The organism is Mesorhizobium sp. M1307, from assembly GCF_040318155.1.
GTDB lineage: Bacteria > Pseudomonadota > Alphaproteobacteria > Rhizobiales > Rhizobiaceae > Mesorhizobium.
On sequence record NZ_JAMYLR010000012.1, the window covers coordinates 1 to 21,991 of the forward strand.

The 21,991-nt window shown below is 63.0% G+C and carries 22 protein-coding genes; 8 read left to right on the forward strand and 14 right to left on the reverse strand.

The features are described 5' to 3' along the window. The 5 genes from NKH16_RS16075 to NKH16_RS16095 all read right to left on the reverse strand — a co-directional run. The coding region (locus tag NKH16_RS16075) for a phosphotransferase (RefSeq protein WP_352900399.1) at positions 1-615 on the reverse strand (615 nt) is incomplete at its 3' end. Between the two features lie 92 nt (positions 616-707). Then, positions 708-1,157, reverse strand: a complete 450-nt coding sequence (locus NKH16_RS16080) for a DNA polymerase III subunit chi (RefSeq protein ID WP_352744931.1) — start codon at positions 1,155-1,157, stop codon at positions 708-710. Positions 1,158-1,195: 38 nt separating this feature from the next. Continuing rightward, the gene (locus NKH16_RS16085) at positions 1,196-2,692 is read right to left on the reverse strand and encodes a leucyl aminopeptidase (protein WP_352621266.1); all 1,497 of its coding nucleotides are present in this window, start codon (positions 2,690-2,692) and stop codon (positions 1,196-1,198) included. A 49-nt stretch (positions 2,693-2,741) separates the two neighbouring features. Continuing rightward, the gene (locus NKH16_RS16090; protein ID WP_352471101.1) at positions 2,742-3,125 is read right to left on the reverse strand and encodes a VOC family protein; all 384 of its coding nucleotides are present in this window, start codon (positions 3,123-3,125) and stop codon (positions 2,742-2,744) included. 73 nt (positions 3,126-3,198) lie between these two features. Then, positions 3,199-4,365 carry a flavin-containing monooxygenase gene (locus NKH16_RS16095; RefSeq protein ID WP_352744934.1) on the reverse strand — a complete coding sequence of 389 codons (1,167 nt, stop codon included), beginning with the start codon at positions 4,363-4,365 and terminating at the stop codon, positions 3,199-3,201. A 354-nt stretch (positions 4,366-4,719) separates the two neighbouring features. Between NKH16_RS16095 and lptF the strand changes: the two genes are divergently transcribed. The 7 genes from lptF (at position 4,720) to NKH16_RS16130 (ending at position 12,764) form a co-directional block, all read left to right on the forward strand. Further along, the gene (gene lptF / locus NKH16_RS16100) at positions 4,720-5,922 is read left to right on the forward strand and encodes an LPS export ABC transporter permease LptF (protein ID WP_352471099.1); all 1,203 of its coding nucleotides are present in this window, start codon (positions 4,720-4,722) and stop codon (positions 5,920-5,922) included. Then, positions 5,919-7,004 carry an LPS export ABC transporter permease LptG gene (gene lptG / locus NKH16_RS16105; RefSeq protein WP_023677695.1) on the forward strand — a complete coding sequence of 362 codons (1,086 nt, stop codon included), beginning with the start codon at positions 5,919-5,921 and terminating at the stop codon, positions 7,002-7,004. Before lptF ends, lptG begins: the two co-directional genes overlap by 4 nt. Then, the gene (locus NKH16_RS16110) at positions 7,004-9,421 is read left to right on the forward strand and encodes an LPS-assembly protein LptD (RefSeq protein ID WP_352744937.1); all 2,418 of its coding nucleotides are present in this window, start codon (positions 7,004-7,006) and stop codon (positions 9,419-9,421) included. Before lptG ends, NKH16_RS16110 begins: the two co-directional genes overlap by 1 nt. 116 nt (positions 9,422-9,537) lie before the next feature. Next, the gene (locus NKH16_RS16115; protein ID WP_352743345.1) at positions 9,538-10,464 is read left to right on the forward strand and encodes a peptidylprolyl isomerase; all 927 of its coding nucleotides are present in this window, start codon (positions 9,538-9,540) and stop codon (positions 10,462-10,464) included. 12 nt (positions 10,465-10,476) lie between these two features. Continuing rightward, positions 10,477-11,496: a 4-hydroxythreonine-4-phosphate dehydrogenase PdxA gene (gene pdxA / locus NKH16_RS16120; RefSeq protein ID WP_352744940.1), complete on the forward strand. Its 1,020-nt coding sequence runs from the start codon at positions 10,477-10,479 to the stop codon at positions 11,494-11,496. Between the two features lie 66 nt (positions 11,497-11,562). Continuing rightward, the gene (gene rsmA, locus NKH16_RS16125; protein ID WP_352453229.1) at positions 11,563-12,396 is read left to right on the forward strand and encodes a 16S rRNA (adenine(1518)-N(6)/adenine(1519)-N(6))-dimethyltransferase RsmA; all 834 of its coding nucleotides are present in this window, start codon (positions 11,563-11,565) and stop codon (positions 12,394-12,396) included. A 74-nt stretch (positions 12,397-12,470) separates the two neighbouring features. After that, a complete protein-coding gene (locus NKH16_RS16130; protein ID WP_352453228.1) occupies positions 12,471-12,764 on the forward strand; it encodes a DUF1330 domain-containing protein in 294 nt (97 codons plus the stop codon). On the opposite strand, the gene gmk is transcribed toward NKH16_RS16130, so the two are convergent. The 9 genes from gmk to fabD form a co-directional block, all read right to left on the reverse strand. Beyond that, positions 12,765-13,421: a guanylate kinase gene (gene gmk, locus NKH16_RS16135; protein WP_352453227.1), complete on the reverse strand. Its 657-nt coding sequence runs from the start codon at positions 13,419-13,421 to the stop codon at positions 12,765-12,767. Positions 13,422-13,454: 33 nt separating this feature from the next. Continuing rightward, a complete protein-coding gene (locus NKH16_RS16140) occupies positions 13,455-14,345 on the reverse strand; it encodes a YicC/YloC family endoribonuclease (RefSeq protein WP_352453226.1) in 891 nt (296 codons plus the stop codon). Positions 14,346-14,483: 138 nt separating this feature from the next. Then, on the reverse strand, positions 14,484-15,704 hold the full coding sequence (gene mltG, locus NKH16_RS16145) for an endolytic transglycosylase MltG (protein ID WP_352453225.1): 1,221 nt from the start codon (positions 15,702-15,704) through the stop codon (positions 14,484-14,486). 93 nt (positions 15,705-15,797) lie between these two features. After that, positions 15,798-17,060 carry a beta-ketoacyl-ACP synthase II gene (gene fabF / locus NKH16_RS16150; RefSeq protein WP_352467164.1) on the reverse strand — a complete coding sequence of 421 codons (1,263 nt, stop codon included), beginning with the start codon at positions 17,058-17,060 and terminating at the stop codon, positions 15,798-15,800. 34 nt (positions 17,061-17,094) lie between these two features. Further along, on the reverse strand, positions 17,095-17,331 hold the full coding sequence (locus tag NKH16_RS16155) for an acyl carrier protein (RefSeq protein ID WP_127851501.1): 237 nt from the start codon (positions 17,329-17,331) through the stop codon (positions 17,095-17,097). 187 nt (positions 17,332-17,518) lie between these two features. Then, a complete protein-coding gene (gene fabG, locus NKH16_RS16160) occupies positions 17,519-18,256 on the reverse strand; it encodes a 3-oxoacyl-[acyl-carrier-protein] reductase (RefSeq protein ID WP_352453223.1) in 738 nt (245 codons plus the stop codon). A gap of 54 nt (positions 18,257-18,310) precedes the next feature. Continuing rightward, a complete protein-coding gene (locus NKH16_RS16165) occupies positions 18,311-18,577 on the reverse strand; it encodes a type II toxin-antitoxin system RelE family toxin (protein ID WP_352467165.1) in 267 nt (88 codons plus the stop codon). Further along, complete coding sequence (relB, locus tag NKH16_RS16170; RefSeq protein WP_352467166.1) at positions 18,561-18,782, reverse strand: type II toxin-antitoxin system RelB family antitoxin; 222 nt, start codon at positions 18,780-18,782, stop codon at positions 18,561-18,563. Before relB ends, NKH16_RS16165 begins: the two co-directional genes overlap by 17 nt. Positions 18,783-18,834: 52 nt before the next feature. After that, positions 18,835-19,812, reverse strand: a complete 978-nt coding sequence (gene fabD, locus NKH16_RS16175) for an ACP S-malonyltransferase (protein ID WP_352744949.1) — start codon at positions 19,810-19,812, stop codon at positions 18,835-18,837. 247 nt (positions 19,813-20,059) lie between these two features. On the opposite strand from fabD, the gene NKH16_RS16180 reads away from it, so the two are divergent. Further along, positions 20,060-21,985, forward strand: coding sequence for an LTA synthase family protein (locus tag NKH16_RS16180; RefSeq protein WP_023677707.1), 1,926 nt, complete (start codon positions 20,060-20,062; stop codon positions 21,983-21,985). The last annotated feature ends 6 nt before the right edge of the window (positions 21,986-21,991 follow it).

Here is a 21,991-nt window from a genome sequence, read left to right on the forward strand (position 1 = left end):
CCCCGGGGCCACGGCCCCTGGCCCCCCCCCCGGGGCCCGTGGCCTCCGCGGGCCAGGGGCGGGCGCCCACACGGCCTCGGCGGCGGCCTTGTCGATGCGGCCGCCGAGCGCCGAGAGCGCGGCTCGGGTCTCGGCGTCGTAGACCGAAAGCCGGCCACCGCGGTGGAAATTATGCTGCCCTGCCGGTGGCCCATCGGCAGCGTCGATCCGGTAGAGCGCAACCAGAAAGCCGGCCAGCGAACGGGCGAACTCAGTAAGATCGGCAATCAGTCCACCAGCCGCCGGTCTGCCGCCAAGCCAGCGATAGACGGACCAGGGCCATGGATAGCCTTCACCGGGCGCGCCTTTGGCCAGCGGCACGGGTATCGGCAGAGGCAGGTGAGGCGCGAGGCGAGGCAGCCAGCGGTGCTCCTTCTCGACCTGGGCGACATAGGCGGCAGCGCTCGGCAGCCGTACCGACATGCTGTCGCCCAGCCGGAAGGTGCGGTTGTCCCAGCCGCCAGGCTCGACCGGCTCTACCGGCAGGTCCGCCCATTTGGGGAACTGCGCGGCAATCAGCCGGCGAACAAGTGCGGCATCTATCGGCATGCCTGGCGTTCGTTCATCGGGCGGCATCGGGCTTGCTCCGGTCTTCTGAATAGCCGGCGGTCCATCTTTTTGTCGTCGCACTCTTGCGGCGCCACCTGATTCCCTTGCCGGCAAATTCTCTAAGCCTTGCGTTCCCAGCGCCGGTCGGGCGTCTGCTGCCAGTAGGTCACGGTGTGGCCGGCCTCCTTCATTGTCTTCCAGTGCGTGCGTGCCGCCTCTAGCTGGGCTGCATCGTGGCCGTCGAACAGGAACACGGCGCGCTGGTAGCCGCCAAGCTCCGGCGGCACCGCCCCATCGACCAGGAAGCGTATCTGCGACTGGTTCGGATTGTCGGGGCCGACGGTCAGAACCACCGGCTGCTCGGCGGGATGGGCTTCGCGATCCGTTGCGTGGGCCAGGAATGAATCGTCCCGGAAAGTCCACAGATGCTGGTCCAGCGCGTCGCGCCGTTCCTCGGTGCCGGTCTGCACCACGGCACGCCAGCCGCGATCGATACTGCGCTCCAGGAGGCCGGGCAACGCATCCTCCAGCGTCGATTCGGTCAGGTGATAAAACAGAATCTCGGCCATGCGTTCAGTCTACATTGTCGGAGTCCCGCCCCAGCCGCTCATTGCTCGTAATGATCGCGCACCAGCCGGTCGAGCAGCCTGACGCCGAAGCCGGAAGCCCATGACTGGTTGATCTCGTTGGAAGGCGCGCCCATCGCGGTGCCGGCGATGTCGAGATGCGCCCAGGGCGTGTCCTTGACGAAGCGCTGCAGGAACTGCGCGGCAATGATGGCGCCGCCATGGCGGCCGCCGATGTTCTTCATGTCAGCATTCTTGGAATCGATCAGCTTGTCGTATTCGGCACCGAGCGGCATGCGCCACACCCGCTCCTGCGTCGCCTGTCCGGCCGCCGTCAACCGGTCCGCCAACTCGTCATTGTTGGAGAACAGGCCGGCATAATGCTGGCCGAGCGCGACCATGATGGCGCCGGTCAGCGTCGCCAGATTGATCATGAATTTCGGCTGGAAGCGGTCGTTGCAGTACCAGAGCGCATCGGCCAGCACCAGGCGGCCCTCGGCGTCGGTATTGAGCACTTCGATAGTCTGGCCCGACATCGAGGTGACAATGTCGCCCGGTCGCTGAGCGTGGCCGTCGACGGCGTTTTCAACCAGCCCGACAATGCCGACGACATTGACCTTCGCCTTGCGCGCGGCCAGCGCGTGCATCAGCCCGGTGACGGCAGCAGCGCCGCCCATGTCGCCCTTCATGTCCTCCATGCCCGACGCCGGCTTGATCGAATTGCCGCCGGTGTCGAAGGTGACGCCCTTGCCGACGAAGGCGACCGGGCTTTCCTTGGCCTTGCCGCCGTCCCACCGCATGACCGCGATGCGGGCGCCACGCGGCGAACCCTGCGCTACGCCCAGCAGCGAACCCATGCCGAGCTTCTTCATCTCCTTCTCGGCCAGGATCTCGACCGTGACGCCGAGCGCCTCCAGTTCGGCGATGCGGGCGGCGAATTCCACCGGTCCCAAAACATTGGCCGGTTCATTGACCAAATCGCGCGCCAGCAAGACGCCGTCGATCACCGCCGCTTCATCGGCGAAGGCCTTCTTTGCAGCTGCCGGATCGGCGGTGTGAATAGTCACCTTGACCGGCTTTTTTGGCTCGCGCTTGTCGTCACCATTGTTCTTTTTGGTCTTGTACTTGTCGAAGGAATAGCTGCGCAGCAGGATGCCCGCTGCAAGCTGAACGGCTTGCCTGCCGCTGACGGCCGCACCGGGAAGATCGAGCACGACGGCCACTTCGGTTGCCTTGCGAAAGGACGCGGCAATCGTGCCGCCGAGCTTCAGCCAAGCGTAATCATCGAGATTGGAGCCCTTGCCGGCACCGACCGCCACCAGCCGCTCGAGCGATGTCCCTTCCGGTGCCAGCACTTCGACCAGGCTGGCGAATTTGCCGGTGAAGTCGGCGACCGGAAAAGCCCGCTCGAGGGTCTTTGCCGGATCGCAAGCCCTGGCGGCATCGCTGAGGCCGCCCTCGTCGGCCACCAGAACGAAAACGCTGCCTTTTTTGGGCGCGGCGAATTTGGCAAAGGCGATCGAGGGTCTCGAATTCATCATGTCCTGCTTTCGGGGAAGTGAGTTGGATTATCGCGAGAAACGTTCGTCAGTGAGCGGCGGGTTGAAACAGCTCGATGACATTGCCCGATGGGTCTTCGAGCAGCGTCTGGGAACCGCCGACGCCCGTTATGATATCGTTGCGAAAGACAAGTCCAGCACTCTTGAGGCGCGCAACCTCTTCTTTCAGGTCCGGCACCACCAACAGGATGCGATTCCAACCTCCCGGCACCGGCTGCCGGCCATCCGGCATCGCCCGTGCACCCGAACTGCCGGGTCCGCTTAGAAGGAGCCGTAAAGCGCCGCGTGTGACGGAAGCAAAAGCCGGTCGCGCGTCCTGTTCAACAGCGAAGCCCAGATGTCCACAGTAGAAGTCGATCGAGGCGGCGACATCATCGACCATGTAGCGAATGCTGACTGGCGTCATGACCATTGACCTTTCGGTTCGAGCACCTTTCAACAAGGCGTGTCTATTGCGGGCGGAACAGTCGGCATAGTCCGGCTCATCATCGCTGGTTGACAATCCGCGCCGCTATCGCCCTGGCCTGAATGCGGGCGTTGGCGAAACAACCGCGAATGCTCGGCCGCATGCCGGTAAACCACAGACCGGGCAATTTCGGATCGGCATCGCCGCCGTTGAAAAGCGGAACGCCCTTGCCGTCGAGAACGCCAAGCTTGCCGAACATCTGTTCCAGACCGGTGCGATAGCCGGTCGCCGCAATGACGATATCGGGCGTGATCAACCTGCCGTCATTCAATACGATGCCGTCTTGGGTAAATTCCCGCAATGGTGGCACCACCACGATCGTGCCTGCCTTTATGGCGCGAACCGCGCCGTCATCGGCTGCGATCGCGGTGTAGTCGGCGCTCAGACGGCTCGCACCGCCTATGGGAGCCGGCGGAAGCCCAAATTTCGTCAGGTCGCCGAAAACCAGGCGCTGGGTTGTCGCCATCACCGCATCGGCCAGCCGCACCGGCAAGCTCGCCATCAACGGTGAAAGCCTGTGGACGGCGACCTTGCCGATGCGTTTCGGCAGCAGCGACGGGCCGTTGCGGGCCGACAGCCAGATGCTTTGGGCATCTGCATTCGCAAGATGGTTGAGTGCGTCGAACCCCGAATTGCCGGCTCCGACGACTAGCACCCTTTTGCCGGCGTAGTCCTTTGCGTCGCCAAAATCGGCCGAATGGATAATCCGGCCTGCAAAATCCTTCATGCCTTTCCACGCGGGAATAAACGGCTGCCGGTCGCGCCCGGTGGCGACGACGACATGACGCGCCAGACGACGTCCGGCGTTCGTCCGCACGGTCCAGTGATCGCCATCGAACGTGATCTCTTCAACGGCCACGCCGAATGCGACCGGCAGACCATGCGCCTGGCTGAAATCGTTCAGATGGCGAATGACGGCCGATTTATGCGGAAAAGCCGGGGTGCCTGCGGGATAGCCGACGCCGGGCAGCGTCGAGAGATCGCGATGCGTATTGAGGTGCAGCCGCTGGTGCCGCCGATGCCAGGGTTCGGCAAGGCGGCTCTCCTTTTCCAGGACGAGCGTCGGTACGCCGGCCTTCATCAAGGCGTGGGCGGCGGCAAGGCCGGCCGCGCCGGCGCCGACCACGATCGCGCCGTCAAAGACGGTTTCCCGACCGGTTTGACTGCGCAATTTTTCCGCTTCCATGCTGGGGCTCAACAGATCCTGACCCGTCTTATCACGCCGCGGCGGTCGCGACCGGCGCGACATTTGGTCGTTTTGCCGCATTTGACAAGACTTTGGCCGAAATCGCTCCCATATGCGATATCGAACCATCCACGATTCGTCGCGGCACGGCCCCGCTTCCCGCCGCAACCTGTTGTTAACCAACAATGTTCGCTCTTTCTTATCCATTGCCGCCGACACTCCGGCCCAGCGGATTTTGCGATCCGGGACTGAACCCGGATCGAACCGCCAAACTGAGCCAGTTGTGCAGCCGGCGCCGGACGACTACCTTGTTCCAAGGCATGATGCCGTTCGAAATCGCCGAGAAAAGCCTTCATGAAGGTCGTTGAACGCTACATCATGCGCCGTGCTTTCGCGGTATTCGCGCTGGCGCTCGTCTGGACGCTGGCGATCGTCTGGACGACTCAGGTGCTCGCCCGCATCGACCTCGTCACCGATAGCGGTCAGTCGGCCCTCACCTTCTTCGAAGTCGCAGCGCTGATCATCCCGACGATCGTTCCGATCGTCGTGCCGTTCGCCCTGGTGGTCGCGGTCGCCCAGATCCTCAGCGTGATGAATTCGGATTCGGAGCTGGCCGTCATCAATGCCGCCGGCGCTTCACGCTGGACCATCGTCAGGCCGATCATGCTTCTGGCACTTGCAGCCAGCGTTTTTTCCTTCGCCGTCGACAATGGCGTCGACCCTTACGCACGCCAGAAGAACCGCGAGTTGATTGCGTCGTCGCGTGCCGATCTGTTGTCGTTGATCATCCAGGAAGGCACCTTCCGTAAGATCGATGACGGCCTGTTCCTGCAGGTTGGCGAACGGCTTCCCGACAACCGTCTCGGCGGCATCTTCGTCGCCGATTCGCGCGAAGAAGGCGTCAATCTCATCTACTACGCCAAGACCGGCAGCATCATCGAACGCGGCGACGAGAAGGTGCTGATGATGAATGACGGCGTCATCCATCGCAAAACCATGACCGGCGACCTCTCGGTGATCCGGTTCACCTCCTACGCCTTCGACTTGTCCGCTTTCATGTCGGCATCATCTGACATCCTGCTTTTGCCGAAGGACCGGACGACCCAGTATCTGCTCAATCCCAGTCCGAACGACAAGATGTACCAGCAAAAGCCGAACAGGTACCTGGCCGAGCTCAACCAGCGTTTTTCCGAGTGGTCCTATTCGCTCGTCTTCGCGCTGATCGCGCTCGCCGTTGCCGGAGATGCGCGCTCGCATCGCGAGGCGCGTGTGCACCCGCTGATCACGGCAATCGCGATCGCGCTGTTCGTGCGCTGGCTCGGGTTCTTTGCCGCCGGCAAGGCCGACAAGGTGCCGCAATATGCCTATATGGTCTACGGCGTCCCGATCGTGGCATCGGCGATTGCCATCTGGTTCATCGTGTCCAACCGGACCATGGAACTGCCGGTTGCCTGGGCCGATTGGATAACCAATCTTGCCGGCCGCTTCAGTGACGGCTGGAGCGCCATCAAGCTCCGTTTTGCCGGGCGTGGCGCATCCGGACAGGGAGCCGGCTGATGGGCTGGACTCTGGGTCGGTACTTCTTCTTTCGCTATGTGACGATCACCATCTGGTTCTTCATCGGCCTCTTGGCGCTGGTGTTCCTGATCGATTTCACCGAGCTTTCCGGCCGTACGACCGGCGTGCCGGGCTTCACCTACGCAACTGCGTTCGCCATTTCGGGGCTCAGGATGCCGATGATCATGCTGCAGACGGTGCCGTTCGTCGGCCTGTTCTCGGCGATGGCGACGTTGGTGTCGCTCAACCGCAAATATGAATTGGTCATTGCCCGTTCCGCCGGGGTTTCCGCATGGCAATTCCTGCTGCCGTGCTGCATTGGGGCGCTGCTGTTTGGAGCCTTGTCGGTCGGCGTCATCAATCCGGTAGCCGCGCACGCCTATTCCTGGTCCGAGGAGATCGAGACCCAGCTCCGTTCGGGCAAGTCGAACAGCGTCTCGGCCGATGCTGCGCCCTGGATCAGGCAGAAAACCAACGCCGGCGACACCATCATCGGCGCGCGCGCCATTCTCAATCAAGGCCTGGAGATGGCCGACGCGGTCTTCTTCAGCTTCAGCCCGCAAGGCGACATCATCGAGCGCAAGGATGCTGCGCGCGCCTTTTTGCGGGACGGCTACTGGGAATTGCAGGACGTCAAGGTGTTCCGGGACGGTACCATCCAGTCGTTACCCAGCGATCGGCTGCCGACCAATCTCAAGCCGGAATTCGTGCAAGAGCGGTTGGCGCGCCCTGAGACCATTCCCTTCTACGATCTGCCCGGCAAGATCGAAGTGGCCCGCTCCTTCGGCCTCAAGGCAAATGCCTTCGCCATGCAGTTCAATTCCCTGATTGCGCTGCCCTTCCTGCTTGTCGCGATGACGCTGATTGCGGCAACGGTATCAATGCGATTTGCGAGGATGGGGCAGTCGGCAACGATGATTCTGGGTGGCATCGTGGCCGGCTTTCTGCTTTATGTCGTTTCGGTGCTGGTCAAGGCATTCGGCGTAGCGGGATTCGTACCCACTGCCGTAGCGGCTTGGGTCCCGGTTGTCGTGGCTATGTTCTTCGGGGTGACATTCCTGCTATACAAGGAAGACGGCTAGTGAGGGAGGCGGTTTTGCGCAGCCATAGGCACGCCGGTTTGGCACGCCTCTCTGCGGCGAGCGCCTTGGCGTGCCTGCTTGCCAGCGTCGCCCCGGTTGCTCCGGCTTTTGCCCAGGACGTCAGTGAGCTGGCAACGAAGGTTCCGAGCGGCACGCAGATGCTGCTGGCAGCCGATACGCTGGTCTACGACAACGACAAGCAGACAGTGACGGCCGTCGGCGGCGTCCAGATCGACTATGGCGGCAACCGTCTGGTCGCCCAGCGGGTCGAATACAACCGCAACACCAAACGCCTCGTCGCCAGCGGCAATGTCGAACTCGTCAATAGCGACGGCACCAAAATCTATTCGCAGCATGCCGACATCACTGACGATTTCGCCGACGGCTTCGTCAACGCGCTGCGGGTCGAGACCATAGACAAGGCGTATTTCGCCGCCGAAAGCGCGGAGCGCATGGGCGGCGTGCTGACGACGTTCCACAACGGCGTCTACACCGCCTGCGAGCCGTGCGAGGACAAGCCCGACAAAGCGCCGACCTGGCGTATCAAGGCCAGGAAGATCATCTGGAACGGCGAGAAGAAGACGGTTCGCTTCGAGAACTCGAATTTCGAGTTCTTCGGCTTTCCGCTGGCCTATCTGCCGGCTTTCGAGATCGCCGACCCAACGGTCAAGCGCAAGAGCGGCTTCCTGATCCCCGGCGTCGCCTACAAGAGCGATCTCGGCGTCGGTGTTAAAGTCCCCTATTATTTCGCGCTCTCGCCGACCTACGATCTCACTGTCACTGGCAGCGGCTATACCAAGCAAGGTTTCCTCGGTGAGGCCGAGTGGAGGCAGCGCTTCAACAACGGTCAGTACAGCCTGAAGATTGCGGGCATCCGGCAGGAGAATCCCGACGCCTTCATCGACGACAATGGCCACAACGTGAATTCGGGTACCGAAGGCGACCCGAACAGGTTCCGCGGCATGATGGGCACCCAGGGCCAGTTCGCCATCAACCCGCGCTGGGACTTCGGCTGGGACATCCTGCTGCAGAGCGACAAGAATTTCGCGCGCACCTACGACATCGATGGCTTCAACGATAGCGTGCACCGCTCCGAGGTGTACCTGACGGGGCTCAACGATCGCAATTACTTCGACGTGCGCGCCATGCACTTCGAGGTTCAGGAAGACACGCTCGCCAGCGATCCGACTGCACGCGCCGCCAAGCAGCCCTGGGTGCTGCCCTCGCTCGACTACGCTTATATCCCCGACATGCCGGTGGTCGGCGGGCAGCTGTCGTTCGACGTCAACGCGCGGGTCATTGACCGCGACAGGCTCGATACGGCTCTTGCAAATTCGGGCATCCCTTCGTCCGTCAACAACGTCCGCGGCATCGACGGTCAATCCGGGCGCCTTACCGCGGAAGCCGAATGGAAGCGCACCTTCACCACCGATGGCGGGCTGCTGCTGACACCGCTCCTGGCGCTGCGCGGCGACGCCGGCTACGTCAACGCCTCCTCGGCCTCGCTCGACGCCGTCAACCAGATGGCGACCAATCTCGGCGTCGAGGACGATATGCGTTCATCGCTTGCCCGCTACATGGCGACCGCCGGCCTTGAGATGCGCTGGCCGGTGCTGTTTTCGATGACCAGTTCCAGCCATGTCTTCGAACCGATGGCGCAGGTATTCATGCGTCCGAACGAGCAATATGTCGGCGGGCTGGCGGTCCCCAACGAGGACGCCCAGAGCTTCGTCTTCGACGCCACGACGCTGTTCGAGCGCGACAAATTCTCGGGCTATGACCGCATGGAAGGCGGCACACGCGCCAATGTCGGGCTGCGCTATTCCGGCGCATATGACAATGGCTGGGGCACCAATGCGGTGTTCGGCCAATCCTACCAGCTCGGCGGCCAGAACTCGTTCGGCACGCCGGACCTGGTCAATGTCGGCGCCTATTCGGGTCTTGAAACTGCAACCTCCGACTATGTCGGCCTTGTCGGCTTCAACAGCCCCAGCGGGTTTTCCGGCTCGGTCAGCGGCCGTTTCGACGAGCAAAGCTTCGAGATCCGCCGCGCTGAGGTAAAGGCCGCCTTTTCAGGCCTGCCGGTATCGCTGAGCGCCAAATACGCCTTCATCCAGGCGCAGCCGCTCTATGGCTTCTCGACCGATCGCCATGAGGTTACGCTCGGCGCCTCGACACATCTTGCCGAGAATTGGCGCGTCTTTGGCACCGGCACGTATGATCTGGAGCAGAGCGTTCTGGTCAAGGACGGGGTCGGCTTTGCCTATAGTGATTCGTGCTTTACCTATTTGATGACGTTTTCGGAAAGACGTGACCTGAACACCAAGGAAGTATCGCAGAACGTCGGCTTCAACCTGTCGTTCCGCACGCTCGGCGATTTCGGTTCGTCGCAACGCTCCATCGACACCATTCAATAACGGGCAGCGGTCGGCAACGGGGCGCCTGGCGGACGACATTGTTTCGCCGCATAGAGCAGGCACGAATTTTGACGGCCTGAACTGGATAGGTTGGGCCGAATCGGGATGGAATTGGGATGCTTTCGATGAGGAAATACCTCTTTTCGGCAGGGTTCGCGCTGCTGGTGGCGTTCTCGACCACCGCGGTGACGCGGCCAGTTTTCGCCACCGAGATCAAATACGTCGTCAACAATATACCGATAACCACCGGCGACATCCAGCATCGGGCCGCTTTCCTGCGCCTGCAGCACAGAAAGGGCGATGCCGGCCAGGAAATGATCGACCAGACGCTGCGCCTGGCCGAAGCCCGGCGGCTCGGCATCCGCATCAGCGACGCGCAGGTCGATGCCGCTTATCAGCGTTTCGCCACCAGCAACAAGATGCCGCTCAAGCAGCTTGACGGCGCGATGGCGCAATCCGGCGTCACCAAGGAGCATTTCAAGGAGTTTATCCGGGCGCAGATGGCCTGGAACCAGGCGCTGACCGCGCGTTCCCGTTCCGGAGACGGTGGCGGCGCAATGAGCGAGCAGGACCTCGTCAAGCGCATGCTCGAAAAAGGCGGCAGCAAACCGAGCGCCACAGAGTACATGCTGCAGCAGGTCATCTTCGTGGTGCCGGCCGCCGAGCGCAGCGCGACGCTGGCCAAGCGCAAACGCGAAGCCGATGCCATGCGCGCCCGCTTCAACGGCTGCAACACCACGCGCGAATTCGCCAAGGGCCTGATCGATGTCACCGTTCGCGATCTCGGCCGGGTGTTGGCGCCGCAATTGCCGGCGGACTGGGCCGAGCAGATAAAGGCTACAAAGGTCGGCGGCGCCACCACGACGCGCGAAACCGACCGCGGTGTCGAATTCATCGGCATCTGCTCGTCGCGCGAAGTGTCAGACGACAAAGCCGCGCAGATGGTGTTCCAGAGTGAAGGTTCGAGCGACAAGAACGCCGACGAACTCTCGAAGAAATATGTCGAGGAGTTGCGGAAGAAAGCCCGCATAATCGAGCGCTGAAGTCGAAGCGCCGTGCCTGACGCAGAGCTTCCGCTGGCGTTGAGCGTCGGCGATCCGTCCGGCGTGGGGCCGGACATCGCCATCGCTGCTTGGCAGAGCCGCGATAGCGCTGGCGTTCCGTCTTTTTATCTCCTTGCCGATCCGGCACTGATTGCCGCGCGGGCGCACAGGCTCGGCACCGATATCGCGATTGCCGAGACGACGCCGGCGTTAGCGCCGGGGGTGTTTTCGCGCGCGCTGCCGGTGGTGGCGCTTGCTGCCCGTTTCGTCGACAGTCCCGGCCGCCCGGATCCAGCCAACGCCGCCGGCATCATCGAGGCGATCGACCGCGCCGTTGCCGACTGCCTGGCCGGCCGCGCTGCTGCGGTCGTCACCTGCCCCATTGCCAAGAAGCCGCTCTACGACGCCGGCTTTCGCTTTCCCGGCCACACCGAATATCTGGCGCATCTGGCATCGCTTCACACCGGCGCCGAAGTGACACCGGTGATGCTGCTTGCCGGTCCGGACCTGCGCACCGTGCCGGTCACCATCCACATCGCGCTGGCCGAGGTGCCGAAAGCGCTGACGACTGACCTTATCGTCGCCACCGGCCGCATCACCGCCGCCGACCTTGCGAACCGCTTCGGAATTGCCAAGCCGCGGCTCGCCATTGCCGGCCTCAACCCGCATGCCGGCGAAGGCGGCACCATGGGCACCGAAGACGAGCGGATCGTGCGCCCGGCGGTCGACCTGCTGAGGCAGGAAGGGATCGACGCCTTCGGGCCATTGCCGGCCGACACGCTGTTTCATGCTCGCGCCCGCGCCGGCTACGACGTGGCGCTCTGTATGTATCACGACCAGGCGCTGATCCCGGCCAAGGCGCTGGCGTTTGACGAGGCGGTCAACGTCACGCTCGGCCTGCCCTTCGTCCGCACCTCGCCCGACCACGGCACCGCCTTCGACATCGCCGGCAAGGGCATCGCCCGTGCCGGCAGCCTGATTGCAGCGCTGAAACTCGCTCGCGTTCTTGCCGATACCGGGAAAAGGCCGTAGGCCCTGAGCCCAATCAGCCAAATTCGACGGCCTTAACCGATGAGCCCGCCTGATGAGCCCAGCCCGATGAGCATAGACGGCCTGCCGCCACTGCGCGAGGTGATCGAGCGCCATGGGCTGCAGGCGAAAAAGGCGCTGGGCCAGAATTTTCTGCTCGACCTTAACCTGACAAGCAAGATTGCGCGAACCGCCGGCGACCTGAGCGACGTTACGGTTATCGAGGTCGGTCCCGGTCCGGGCGGGCTGACTCGTGCCCTGCTCCTCAACGGCGCCCGGCGGGTCGTCGCCATCGAGCGCGACGAGCGCTGCCTGGCGGCCCTGGCCGAGATCTCGAACCACTATCCGGGCCGGCTAGAGATCGTAGCCGGCGATGCGCTGAAAACCGATTTTGCAGCGCTTGCTAAAGGGGAAAGCGGCGGGCCGGCGAAAATCGTCGCCAACCTGCCTTACAATATCGGCACCGAATTGCTGATCCGCTGGCTGACCGTCACCGAGTGGCCGCCCTTCTACACATCGATGACACTGATGTTCCAGCGCGAGGTCGCCGAACGCATTGCAGCCAGCCCCGGCAGCGATGCCTATGGTCGGCTCGGCGTGCTGGCAGGCTGGCGGACGGAGGCGAGGATTGCCTTCGACGTGCCGCCGCAGGCGTTCACGCCGCCACCCAAGGTGACGTCCTCGGTGGTGCATCTGGTGCCGCGCGCCAGCCCCTTGCCGGCAGAGGTGAAACGGCTCAGCCGCGTCACCGAAGCGGCGTTTGGCCAGCGCCGGAAAATGCTGCGGCAGAGCGTGAAAAGCCTCGGCGGCGAGGCGCTGCTCACCCGTGCCGGCATCGATCCGACCAGGCGCGCCGAGACGCTGAGCGTCGAGGAGTTCGTTCGCCTGACCAACGCGGTGTGATGCCGGGACGCGTCTGCGTGGAGTTTCCGCTCTCACGGCATAGATAGCCGGACAAACCTGCCCGGAGACAAACAATGGCCGCCTATGTCATTTCCGACGTCACGATCCGCGACGCAGAGGCGATCGAAGCCTATAGCACCCACGCGGCTGCCTCCATCGCCCGGCATGGCGGGCGCTATCTGGTACGCGGTGGCAAGGTGGAAAGGTTGGAAGGCGACTGGTCTCCCCGGCCGCTGATCATCGTGGAATTCCCCGACATGGACACGGCGCGGCGCTGGTACCGCTCGGCCGAATATGCCGCGGCATTGGAACTGCGCGACGCCGCGCTCAGCCGCAATCTGATCCTGGTCGCGGGGACAGCGATTTGATCAATCCGTCCTTTCGTCGAGCAGCCCCGAGACGAAATCGAACAGGCCGGGCCGGCGATCGCGTCTGAGCCGTTCGGCGGTGACGATGCCGCGCACCTCGGCGAAAGCGCGGTCGAGATCGTCGTTGACGATGACGAAATCATATTCCTTCCAGTGCTCGATCTCGTTGCGGGCGTTCTTGAGCCGCGTCTCGATCACCGCTTCCTGGTCCTCGGCGCGACGCTTCAGCCGCGCCTTCAATTCCTTCATCGATGGCGGCAGGATGAATATCGAGACGATGTCGGCGCGCATCTTCTCCTTGAGCTGCTGAGCGCCTTGCCAGTCGATGTCGAACAGCATGTCGCGGCCTTCGGCCAGCGCCTGTTCAGCCGGCTCGCGCGGCGTCGCGTAGCAATTGCCGTGCACCTCCGCCCATTCGAGCAGCGCATCGGAATCGCGCAGCCGCTCGAACTCGCGCATGGTACGGAAGTGGTAATGGACGCCCTCGATCTCGCTGCCGCGGCGTGGCCGCGTGGTGACAGAGACCGACAATTCCAGGCTGGAATCGCTCTCCAGCAGATTGCGCGCAATCGTCGACTTGCCGGCGCCTGACGGCGACGACAAGACCAGCATCAGCCCGCGGCGCCGAATGCGGGAACCCACATCCCTAGCGGTCATGGGGCTTGGCAGTCATGTGGCTTGGCATCGGGATCATTCCAGATTCTGGACCTGTTCGCGAAACTGGTCGACGACCGCCTTCAGTTCCAGCCCGATGGCGGTGACCGCGGCAGCATTCGACTTGGAACACAGCGTATTCGATTCGCGGTTGAATTCCTGTGCCAGGAAATCGAGCTTGCGGCCGATGGCCCCACCGCCGGCGAGCAGTGCCCGCCCCGACACCACGTGCGTCTTCAGCCGGTCGATTTCCTCGCGTATGTCGGCCTTGGTGGCCAGGAACGCCGCTTCCATATGCAGCCGGCTGGCGTCCAAGTTGGCGGACGCGTCCATCAACAGGCGGATCTGCTCGGCGAGCCTTTCGCGGATCGTGGCCGGTTCGCGTGATGGATCGGCCTCGGCCCGCAGCGTCAGCGCCTCGATGGCATCGATATGGCCGGACAGCAGGGAACGAAGTGCCGCACCTTCGCCCTGGCGCGCCTGCTGCAGTCCGTTCAGTGCTGCTTCCAGCGCCGACAGTATTGCGGTATCGAGCGCACTGCGCGCCTCTTCGGTTTCGATGGTTTCGGGAATGTCGAGGACGCCGCGCAGCGCAAGCAGCCCGTCGGCCGCCGCAGGGGCTACTCCGAACCGCTCCTGCAGCCGCTTGGCCAACCCCGCCAGATCCTTCAGGAAAGCCTCGTTGACCACAGGTTGCGCTTGAGCGCCGGCGGCGCGGCCAATGGTCAACGTCATCTGGAAATTGCCGCGCGCAAAACGCTTTTGCACCGTCTGCCGGACGGCCGGCTCCAGCCGGTCGAAACCTTGCGGCAGCCGCAGCCTGACCTCGACGCTTTTGCCGTTGACGGACTTGGCTTCCCAGGCAATCGAAGTGCCGTCGTGTTCGGCGACACTGCGCGCAAAACCGGTCATGCTCTGCAAGTTCATGTAGCCGTGCGTCCCTTTGCCGAATGCCCCTCAAGCCGGAGCGATTTTCTCCGGATAGGATCATGTGAATTTCAATGCCATAGCAGCCCTTGCACATCCACCCGGACATGCACAGGGCCAACCTGATGGCGTCCGGCCCTACTGGGCGGCGGTGGCGCCCGCATCGTCAACGATGGCTCCCGCCGGCGTGTCGGCTCCGGTATTGGTTGCCCCGGCCTTGGCGGCGTCCTGCGCCTGCTTTTTCAGCAGTGCCCGGTAGCGAGCGACATTCTCGTTATGCTCATCGAGCGTCGAGGCAAAGACGTGCCCGCCGCTGCCGTCGGCGACGAAGTAGAGATCGCTGGTCTTCGACGGATTGGCGACGGCCTCCAGCGTCGCACGGCCGGGATTGGCGATCGGCGTCGGCGGCAAGCCGTTGATCAGATAGGTGTTGTAGGGCGTCGGCTTCTGGATGTCCGACTGATAGATCGGGCGGTCGATGGGTTTGCCCTTGCCGCCGAACAGGCCGTAGATGATGGTCGGGTCCGACTGCAGCCGCATACCCTTGGCCAGCCGGTTGAGGAAGACGGCGGCTACACGCGAGCGTTCATCGCCCTTGCCGGTCTCCTTCTCGACGATCGAGGCCAGGGTGACAAAATCCTCAACGTTGGCGATCGGCAAATCCGGCGCTCGGCGCCGCCAGACCTCGTCGACCAGCTTCTTCTGGTCGGCCAGAAGCTTGTCGACCATCTGCTGGCGTGTTGCGCCGCGGGTGAAACGCAGCGTGTCGGTGGCGAGGCTGCCCTCAGGTGGAGTGGTCGACGGCATATCGCCGGTCAGCGCGTCCTGCTCGGCGATCCGTTGCAGCGCCTGCTCGACCGTCAGCCCCTCGGGGATAGTCAGCGAATACATCACCGACTTGCCGCTCTTCAGCAGTTCCATGATATCGTGCATCGACGCCTGCGGCTTGATCTCGTATTCGCCGGCCTTCAGGGCCGAATCATTGCCGAAGGCGCGCACGCCAAGGCGGAAAATGCGGGCGTCGCTGATCAGCCCTCGCCGCTCAAGCTGGTCGGCGATCTCCTGGACACCGCTATTCGGCTTGACCAGGAAAGTGTCGCCATTGGCCGACGGGCCGGGCTCGTTGAACTCCTGCTTGCCGAAATACAGCGCAACGCCTGCCGCCAGCACCATCAGCATCACCGAAGAGATGACGAAGTTCATGAACACAACGAACTGGCTGCGCGAGGCACGCGAGCGCTTCGGCGGCGGCGTGCCGGCCTCGGGCCGCAACGCCTCGCTGGCCGTCTTCGGCACGATCGGGCCGGGCGTTGTTGCCCGTTGCCCGAATTCCCCGTTATCGGCCGGATTTGTGTTCATAGCGCCCTACCATTTGATCTTGCGACGAATCCCCTCGGGCAGAGTAGGGGCGAATATGGCAAAATTGACGGCAGACGGAAACCGGCAGAGCGGTCAGCCATTGTAGCGCTGGAAGACGAGCGAGGCGTTGGTGCCACCGAAGCCGAAGGAGTTGGACAGCGCCACGTCGATCTGGCGGGCCCGCGGCTTGTGCGGCACCAGGTCGATCGCCGTTTCGCGCTCCGGATTGTCAAGATTGATCGTCGGCGGCGCGATGTTGTCGCGAATGGCGAGGATCGAAAAGATCGCCTCGGCAGCACCAGCCGCGCCCAGCAGGTGGCCAATCGACGATTTGGTCGACGACATCGATATCTTCGAGGCGGCGTTGCCGACCAGCCGCTCGACGGCGCCGAGTTCGATCGTATCGGCCATGGTCGAGGTGCCGTGCGCGTTGATGTAGTCGACATCGGCCGGCGTCAGCTTCGCCCGGTTCAGCGCCGCGGTCATGCAACGGAAAGCGCCGTCGCCGTCTTCGGCAGGCGCGGTGATGTGATAGGCGTCACCGGTCAGACCGTAGCCGGTGACCTCGGCATAGATCTTGGCGCCGCGGGCCTTGGCGTGTTCGAGCTCCTCGAGCACGACAACACCGGCGCCCTCGCCCATGACGAAGCCGTCGCGATCGCGATCATAGGGGCGTGAGGCCGTTTGTGGCGCGTCGTTGCGCTCGGTGGAGAGCGCGCGGCAAGCGGCGAACCCGGCGATCGACAGTCTCGTCACCGGCGCTTCGGCGCCGCCTGCGACCATAACGTCGGCATCGCCCCAGATGATCAGCCGGGCGGCATCGCCGATGGCGTGCGCACCGGTCGAGCAAGCGGTGACGACGGCATGGTTGGGGCCTTTCAGCCCATGCCGGATCGAGACCTGACCGGAGACGAGGTTGATGATCTGGCCAGGGATGAAGAATGGGCTGATGCGGCGCGGACCGCGTTCCTTGAGGATCATCGCATTCTCGGCGATGCCTTCGATGCCGCCGATGCCCGAACCGATCAGCACGCCGGTGGCGCACTGTTCCTCATGCGTCTTCGGCTGCCAGCCGGAATCCTTGAGTGCCTCGTCGGCGGCCGCGATCCCGTACAGGATGAAGTCGCCGATCTTGCGCAGTTCCTTCGGCTCGAGAACGGCTTCAGGATTGAAAGTGGCATTGGAGCCGTCACCGCGCGGAATGACGTGGGCGACCTTGCAGGCAAGGTCTTCCACCTCGAATTCGGTGATGCGCTTGGCTGCGCTGCGGCCGGTCAGAAGCTCCTTCCAGCTGTGCTCGAAGCCCATGCCGAACGGCGAAAGCAGCCCAAGGCCCGTGACGACGACACGCCTCATCGCAGGTCCTCCCCGGTGATGACTGCAAATAGCGTCAGGCGGAGGCCTTGTCGATGTATTTCACCGCATCGCCAACAGTTAGGATGGTCTCGGCGGCGTCGTCCGGGATTTCGACACCGAACTCTTCTTCGAACGCCATGACAAGTTCGACCGTGTCGAGGCTGTCCGCGCCCAGATCATCGATGAAGCTCGCCTGCTCCGTCACCTTCTCGGCATCGACGCCAAGGTGCTCGATGACGATCTTTTTGACGCGCTCTGCGGTGTCACTCATTTGGGCATCCTCGTCTTTTGGTTGTCTGTCTTCGTTAGCGGGCAGAATGCCGCTAATCAAGCTGAAAGATGGTCCTGCCGGAAACGCAGCGGAACAGGACCGGTTTTTGCCCGAACCGCCGGGTTGCGGGCGGCATTACACGAAAAATCCCGTGCATCCAAGACGGAATGAAGCGTTTTCCCAAGTGTTAGATCATTGCCATGCCGCCATTCACATGAATGGTCTGGCCGGTGACGTAGGCTGCCTCGTTGGAAGCTAGGTAGGCGACGGCAGAGGCGACTTCGGCGCCCGTGCCCATGCGCCGGGTCGGGATCGCCGCCATGATCGCCTCTTTCTGCTTGTCGTTGAGCTTGGCGGTCATCGCCGATTCGATGAAGCCCGGGGCGACGCAGTTGACGGTGATATTGCGGGTGGCGATCTCCTGCGCCAGCGATTTGGAAAAGCCGATCATACCGGCTTTGGAGGCGCAGTAGTTGGTCTGGCCGGGATTGCCGGTGACGCCAACCACTGAAGTGATGTTGATGATGCGGCCATGGCGGCGCCGCATCATCGGATGGGTAAGCTCGCGGGTCAGCCGGAACACGGCGGTCAGGTTGACCTCGAGCACGCTATCCCAGTCGGCGTCAGCCATGCGTACGAACAACCCGTCCTTGGTGATGCCGGCATTGTTGACGAGGATGTCGACGCCTTCGAGGTCGGCCTCCGCCTTCTGGCCGAGCGCCTTGACGTCGTCGCGGTTGGAAAGATTGGCCGGGAAAAGCTTGACCCGGTCGCCCAGTTCGGCGGCCAGCGCCTCCAGTTTCTCGATACGTGTGCCATGCAGGCCGACGATGGCGCCCTGGCCGTGCAGCACCCGGGCGATCGCCTCGCCGATACCTCCCGATGCGCCGGTGACGAGCGCCTTGCGGCCGGTCAATTCGAACATGTTTTATCCTCTTCCCAAATCGTACTGGCCAATCATACGGACCGGTGAGTTCGGCTATCTGTAAACGTCGCCGCGGTGGCCTATGGTTACCACCAGAATGACGAGCCGGTTATCCTGCACATCGCAAATGATGCGATAATCCCCGACGCGATATCTCCAAAAGGTTGCGAGCGGGCCCTTCAGCGGTTTGCCGAGTTCACGCGGGTTGTCGAGAACGGCAATGCGGTTTTCAATAAAATCACGGATACGGTGACGTGTCTGCGGATCCAGTTTTTCGACAAATTTTCGCGCCGAGCGGGCGTATTCAAGCGTCCAGGCCACGCCAGAAGTCCTCGGCTCTCATGACGTCTTCTTCACCACGCCTGATCCGCTCAACGACTTCGGCAGCCAAGTAGTAATCCTCCAAGTCCTCCAGACCACGTTCAATGAGCTCGCGCAGATAGTAGGCCTTGCTGCGACCAGTCTTGGCCGCGAGAAAATCCAGGCGCTGCTCGACTTCAGGAGAAAGGCGGATCGATGTGGGCATGCCGCACCTTGTTGCGATACATGTATTCATGTAGCGGCAAGCACAGATGAATTCAAGCTACGTGGTCACCCAAGGCGGCAACTGCCGTCTCGACCTCCGCCGCTGATCCGATGCTGCTGGTGGCAATGTCGCGGTTGATGCGGCGGGCCAGCCCCGACAGCACCTTGCCGGCGCCCACTTCGTAAAGCGTCGCAACGCCGTTGCTGCCGAACCACTCCACCGTTTCGCGCCAGCGCACGCGCCCGATCACCTGTTCGACGAGTCGGCGGGCGATCTCGTCGGGATCGCTCGTCGGGGTCACCGTAACATTGGAGACCAGCGGCACGACCGGCGCACTCTTCGTCACGGCGGCCAGCGCCTCCCGCATGATCTCGGCCGCAGGCTTCATCAATGCCGAATGGAAGGGCGCCGAGACCTGCAGCATCAGCGCCCGCTTGGCGCCCTTCTCCGTGCATAGCCTCGCCGCCAGTTCGACCGCTGGCCTGGCGCCGGAGATCACCAGCTGGCCGCCGCCATTGTCATTGGCGATCTGGCAAACCAAGGCTTGTGCGGGATCTTTGGCGGCGCCCTGGGCGGCCTCTGCGCAAGCGGCTTCGACGTCGGCCTGTTCCAGCCCGATGATCGCCGCCATGGCGCCCTCGCCGGCCGGCACAGCCGCCTGCATGGCATTACCGCGGATGCGCAACAGCCGGGCGGCGTCGGCGACCGAAACGAAACCTGCGGCCGCAAGTGCCGAATATTCGCCAAGCGAGTGGCCGGCGACATAGGTGACCTTGCCGCTCAGGGAGAAGCCGCGCGCCTCCAGCGCCCGGATTGCGGCAAGCGACACCGCCATCAGCGCCGGCTGGGCGTTGGCGGTCAGCGTCAGCGTCTCTTCCGGGCCTTCCCAGATCAGCTTCGATAGGTTTTCGCCGAGCGCGTCGTCAACTTCCTCGAAGATCCGCCGCGATTCCACAAAGGTATCGGCGAGGTCCTTGCCCATGCCGACAGCCTGGCTGCCCTGCCCCGGAAAGGTGAATGCGATGGCCATCGGCGGCTCCCAGCTGCTGGTTCACGTTGCCTGTGACGCAAGGCGTGCGGCCAAGTCAAGTCCAACCTTGATCGCGTAATATCGGCCGAGTGCCTGTTTCGGCAGGCTTTTTGGCGATCACTCATGATGAAAACCGCTCACGATTTGTTTGCTGGCTCTTCTTATTTCCGCCACAGGCGCTAGGCTTTGCGTGACAGTTCGATGACAATCGAGTGACGCTTTTGTTGCGGGCCGGGGAACTATTGAAGTGGCAAAGACCAAGCAGAGCGCAGCCGAGGCGGCGCCCCAGTTTCTTGAAGGCGATCCGTCGACCGGCTATCTGCCGGCGCGCAAATGGCCTGTCATCCGCTATGGCCTTATCAGCTTGCTGGCTGCGGCCATCCTTGTGTTTGCCATCGAACTGATCGTGCGCGGCAACTTTGCCGGCACCATTGATTTCTTTCTGCAGCCTTTCAAACCCGGCTGGACCACGATCATCATTTTTGCGCTGATCCTCATCGGCCTCGACGCCGTGCTCGGCCGCAGTCATCAGAGCCTGATGATCGTCGCGCCGCTGACATTGTCGCTGGCGTTCGTCGGCCACCAGAAGTCGCTGTATCTCGGCGATCCGCTCTATCCGACCGATTTCCTCTATTCCCGGCAGATCGTGGCACTGATGCCGCTTCTGGTACGCGATCGCCCGGGAACCGCCATTGCCTTGGCGATCGGCATCGTCGGCGGCCTGTCGCTGCTCGTCTATGGCTGGCGGCTATGGCGCCGCCGCGTTCCGGCGCTCAGCCACAAGGGCCGCCTTGCCCGGCTGACGCTGACGGTGCCGCTGATCGCCTTCTTCGTCTCCATCATGGACTATGCCACTTTCTCGTGGACACGCGACCGGCTGCAGATCATCCCGATCATGTGGGACCAGAAGGAAAACTATGCCTCGAACGGTTTTGCGCTCGCCTTCGCGCTGAACGTCCCGATGGCGCATGTCTCGGCGCCGCCCGGCTATTCCGGCAAGGCGATCGAAGCGATCGGCAAACCGCAGGTGACGGCTTCGGTACCCGCCGAGAAGCCCGACATCATCGTCGTCATGAGCGAATCCTTCTGGGATCCGACCAAGCTACCCGGCGTCACCATCACGCCCGACCCTATCCCCAATGTGCGGGCACTGCGCACGGGTTACATGTTCTCGCCCGAGTTCGGCGGCATGACGGCCAACATCGAGTTCGAGGCCCTGACCGGCTTTTCCAACGCCTTCCTGCCGGCGGGCAGCATTCCCTACCAGCAATATGTGCGGACACCGACTCCCTCGCTGGCGACCTTCCTGAAAAGTCAAGGCTACCGGGCGCGCGCTATCCATCCCGGCACTAACTGGTTCTGGAACCGGGGGGCCGTCTATGCCGATTTCGGCTTCAACGACTTCAAGTCCGAGGAGACGTTGCCGCCCATGCAGAAGCGCGGACCGCTCGCGTCGGACGCTGCGATGACCGACGAGATCATCCACGAAGCCGATACCAGCGCCGAGCCGGTCTTCTTTTTCGCCGTCAGCCTGCAGAACCACGGGCCATATGAGCCGTATCGCTATAACAATCCGACCCACAAGGTGCAGGCGCCGATCAGCCAATGGGCGCGTGAATCGCTGTTGAGCTATGCCGAAGGCTCTTCCGACGCGGACCGCGGCCTCGAGCGGCTGATCGAATGGGCGAAGAAACGCGAGCGGCCGACCGTCATCGCGTTCTTCGGCGACCATCTGCCGCCGCTTGGGCCGGTCTACGTCGAGACCGGCTTCCTGAAGGACAATGTTGCGCCGCGCAAGGAGGCGGCCGACCAGATGCTGCTGCACCACCAGACGCCGCTGATCGTCTGGTCGAATCGCAGCGGCCCGGCCGAGGATCTGGGCGCCGTCAGCCCGTCCTTCCTGCCCTACCATATCCTGAAGACAGCCGGCATCAGCCATCCCTATTACACCGGCTTCCTCGGACAGTTGCGAGAGCGCTACCGCGTTATCGACCGCAATTTGCTTTTGGCACCGGGGGGCGACGCCACCCCCGATTGGTCGCGTCAGAAAGAGATCGATCCGGCAATCCGCGACTTCCGTCTGCTGCAATACGACATGATGTTCGGCAAGCGCCATGCGGCGCCCGATTTCTTCCCCGAAACCACAGGCAAAGTGGCTGCACACACGAGTTGAGCAGCG

Excerpts from the sequence above, each read along its gene's own strand:
- NKH16_RS16080 (WP_352744931.1), bottom strand. The coding sequence starts at position 1,157 with ATGGCCGAGATTCTGTTTTATCACCTGACCGAATCGACGCTGGAGGAT.
- NKH16_RS16085 (WP_352621266.1), bottom strand. The coding sequence starts at position 2,692 with ATGAATTCGAGACCCTCGATCGCCTTTGCCAAATTCGCCGCGCCCAAA.
- NKH16_RS16090 (WP_352471101.1), bottom strand. The coding sequence starts at position 3,125 with ATGGTCATGACGCCAGTCAGCATTCGCTACATGGTCGATGATGTCGCC.
- NKH16_RS16095 (WP_352744934.1), bottom strand. The coding sequence starts at position 4,365 with ATGGAAGCGGAAAAATTGCGCAGTCAAACCGGTCGGGAAACCGTCTTT.
- lptF (WP_352471099.1), top strand. The coding sequence starts at position 4,720 with ATGAAGGTCGTTGAACGCTACATCATGCGCCGTGCTTTCGCGGTATTC.
- NKH16_RS16115 (WP_352743345.1), top strand. The coding sequence starts at position 9,538 with ATGCTTTCGATGAGGAAATACCTCTTTTCGGCAGGGTTCGCGCTGCTG.
- rsmA (WP_352453229.1), top strand. The coding sequence starts at position 11,563 with ATGAGCATAGACGGCCTGCCGCCACTGCGCGAGGTGATCGAGCGCCAT.
- NKH16_RS16130 (WP_352453228.1), top strand. The coding sequence starts at position 12,471 with ATGGCCGCCTATGTCATTTCCGACGTCACGATCCGCGACGCAGAGGCG.
- gmk (WP_352453227.1), bottom strand. The coding sequence starts at position 13,421 with ATGACCGCTAGGGATGTGGGTTCCCGCATTCGGCGCCGCGGGCTGATG.
- NKH16_RS16140 (WP_352453226.1), bottom strand. The coding sequence starts at position 14,345 with ATGAACTTGCAGAGCATGACCGGTTTTGCGCGCAGTGTCGCCGAACAC.
- mltG (WP_352453225.1), bottom strand. The coding sequence starts at position 15,704 with ATGAACACAAATCCGGCCGATAACGGGGAATTCGGGCAACGGGCAACA.
- fabF (WP_352467164.1), bottom strand. The coding sequence starts at position 17,060 with ATGAGGCGTGTCGTCGTCACGGGCCTTGGGCTGCTTTCGCCGTTCGGC.
- NKH16_RS16155 (WP_127851501.1), bottom strand. The coding sequence starts at position 17,331 with ATGAGTGACACCGCAGAGCGCGTCAAAAAGATCGTCATCGAGCACCTT.
- fabG (WP_352453223.1), bottom strand. The coding sequence starts at position 18,256 with ATGTTCGAATTGACCGGCCGCAAGGCGCTCGTCACCGGCGCATCGGGA.
- relB (WP_352467166.1), bottom strand. The coding sequence starts at position 18,782 with ATGCCCACATCGATCCGCCTTTCTCCTGAAGTCGAGCAGCGCCTGGAT.
- fabD (WP_352744949.1), bottom strand. The coding sequence starts at position 19,812 with ATGGCCATCGCATTCACCTTTCCGGGGCAGGGCAGCCAGGCTGTCGGC.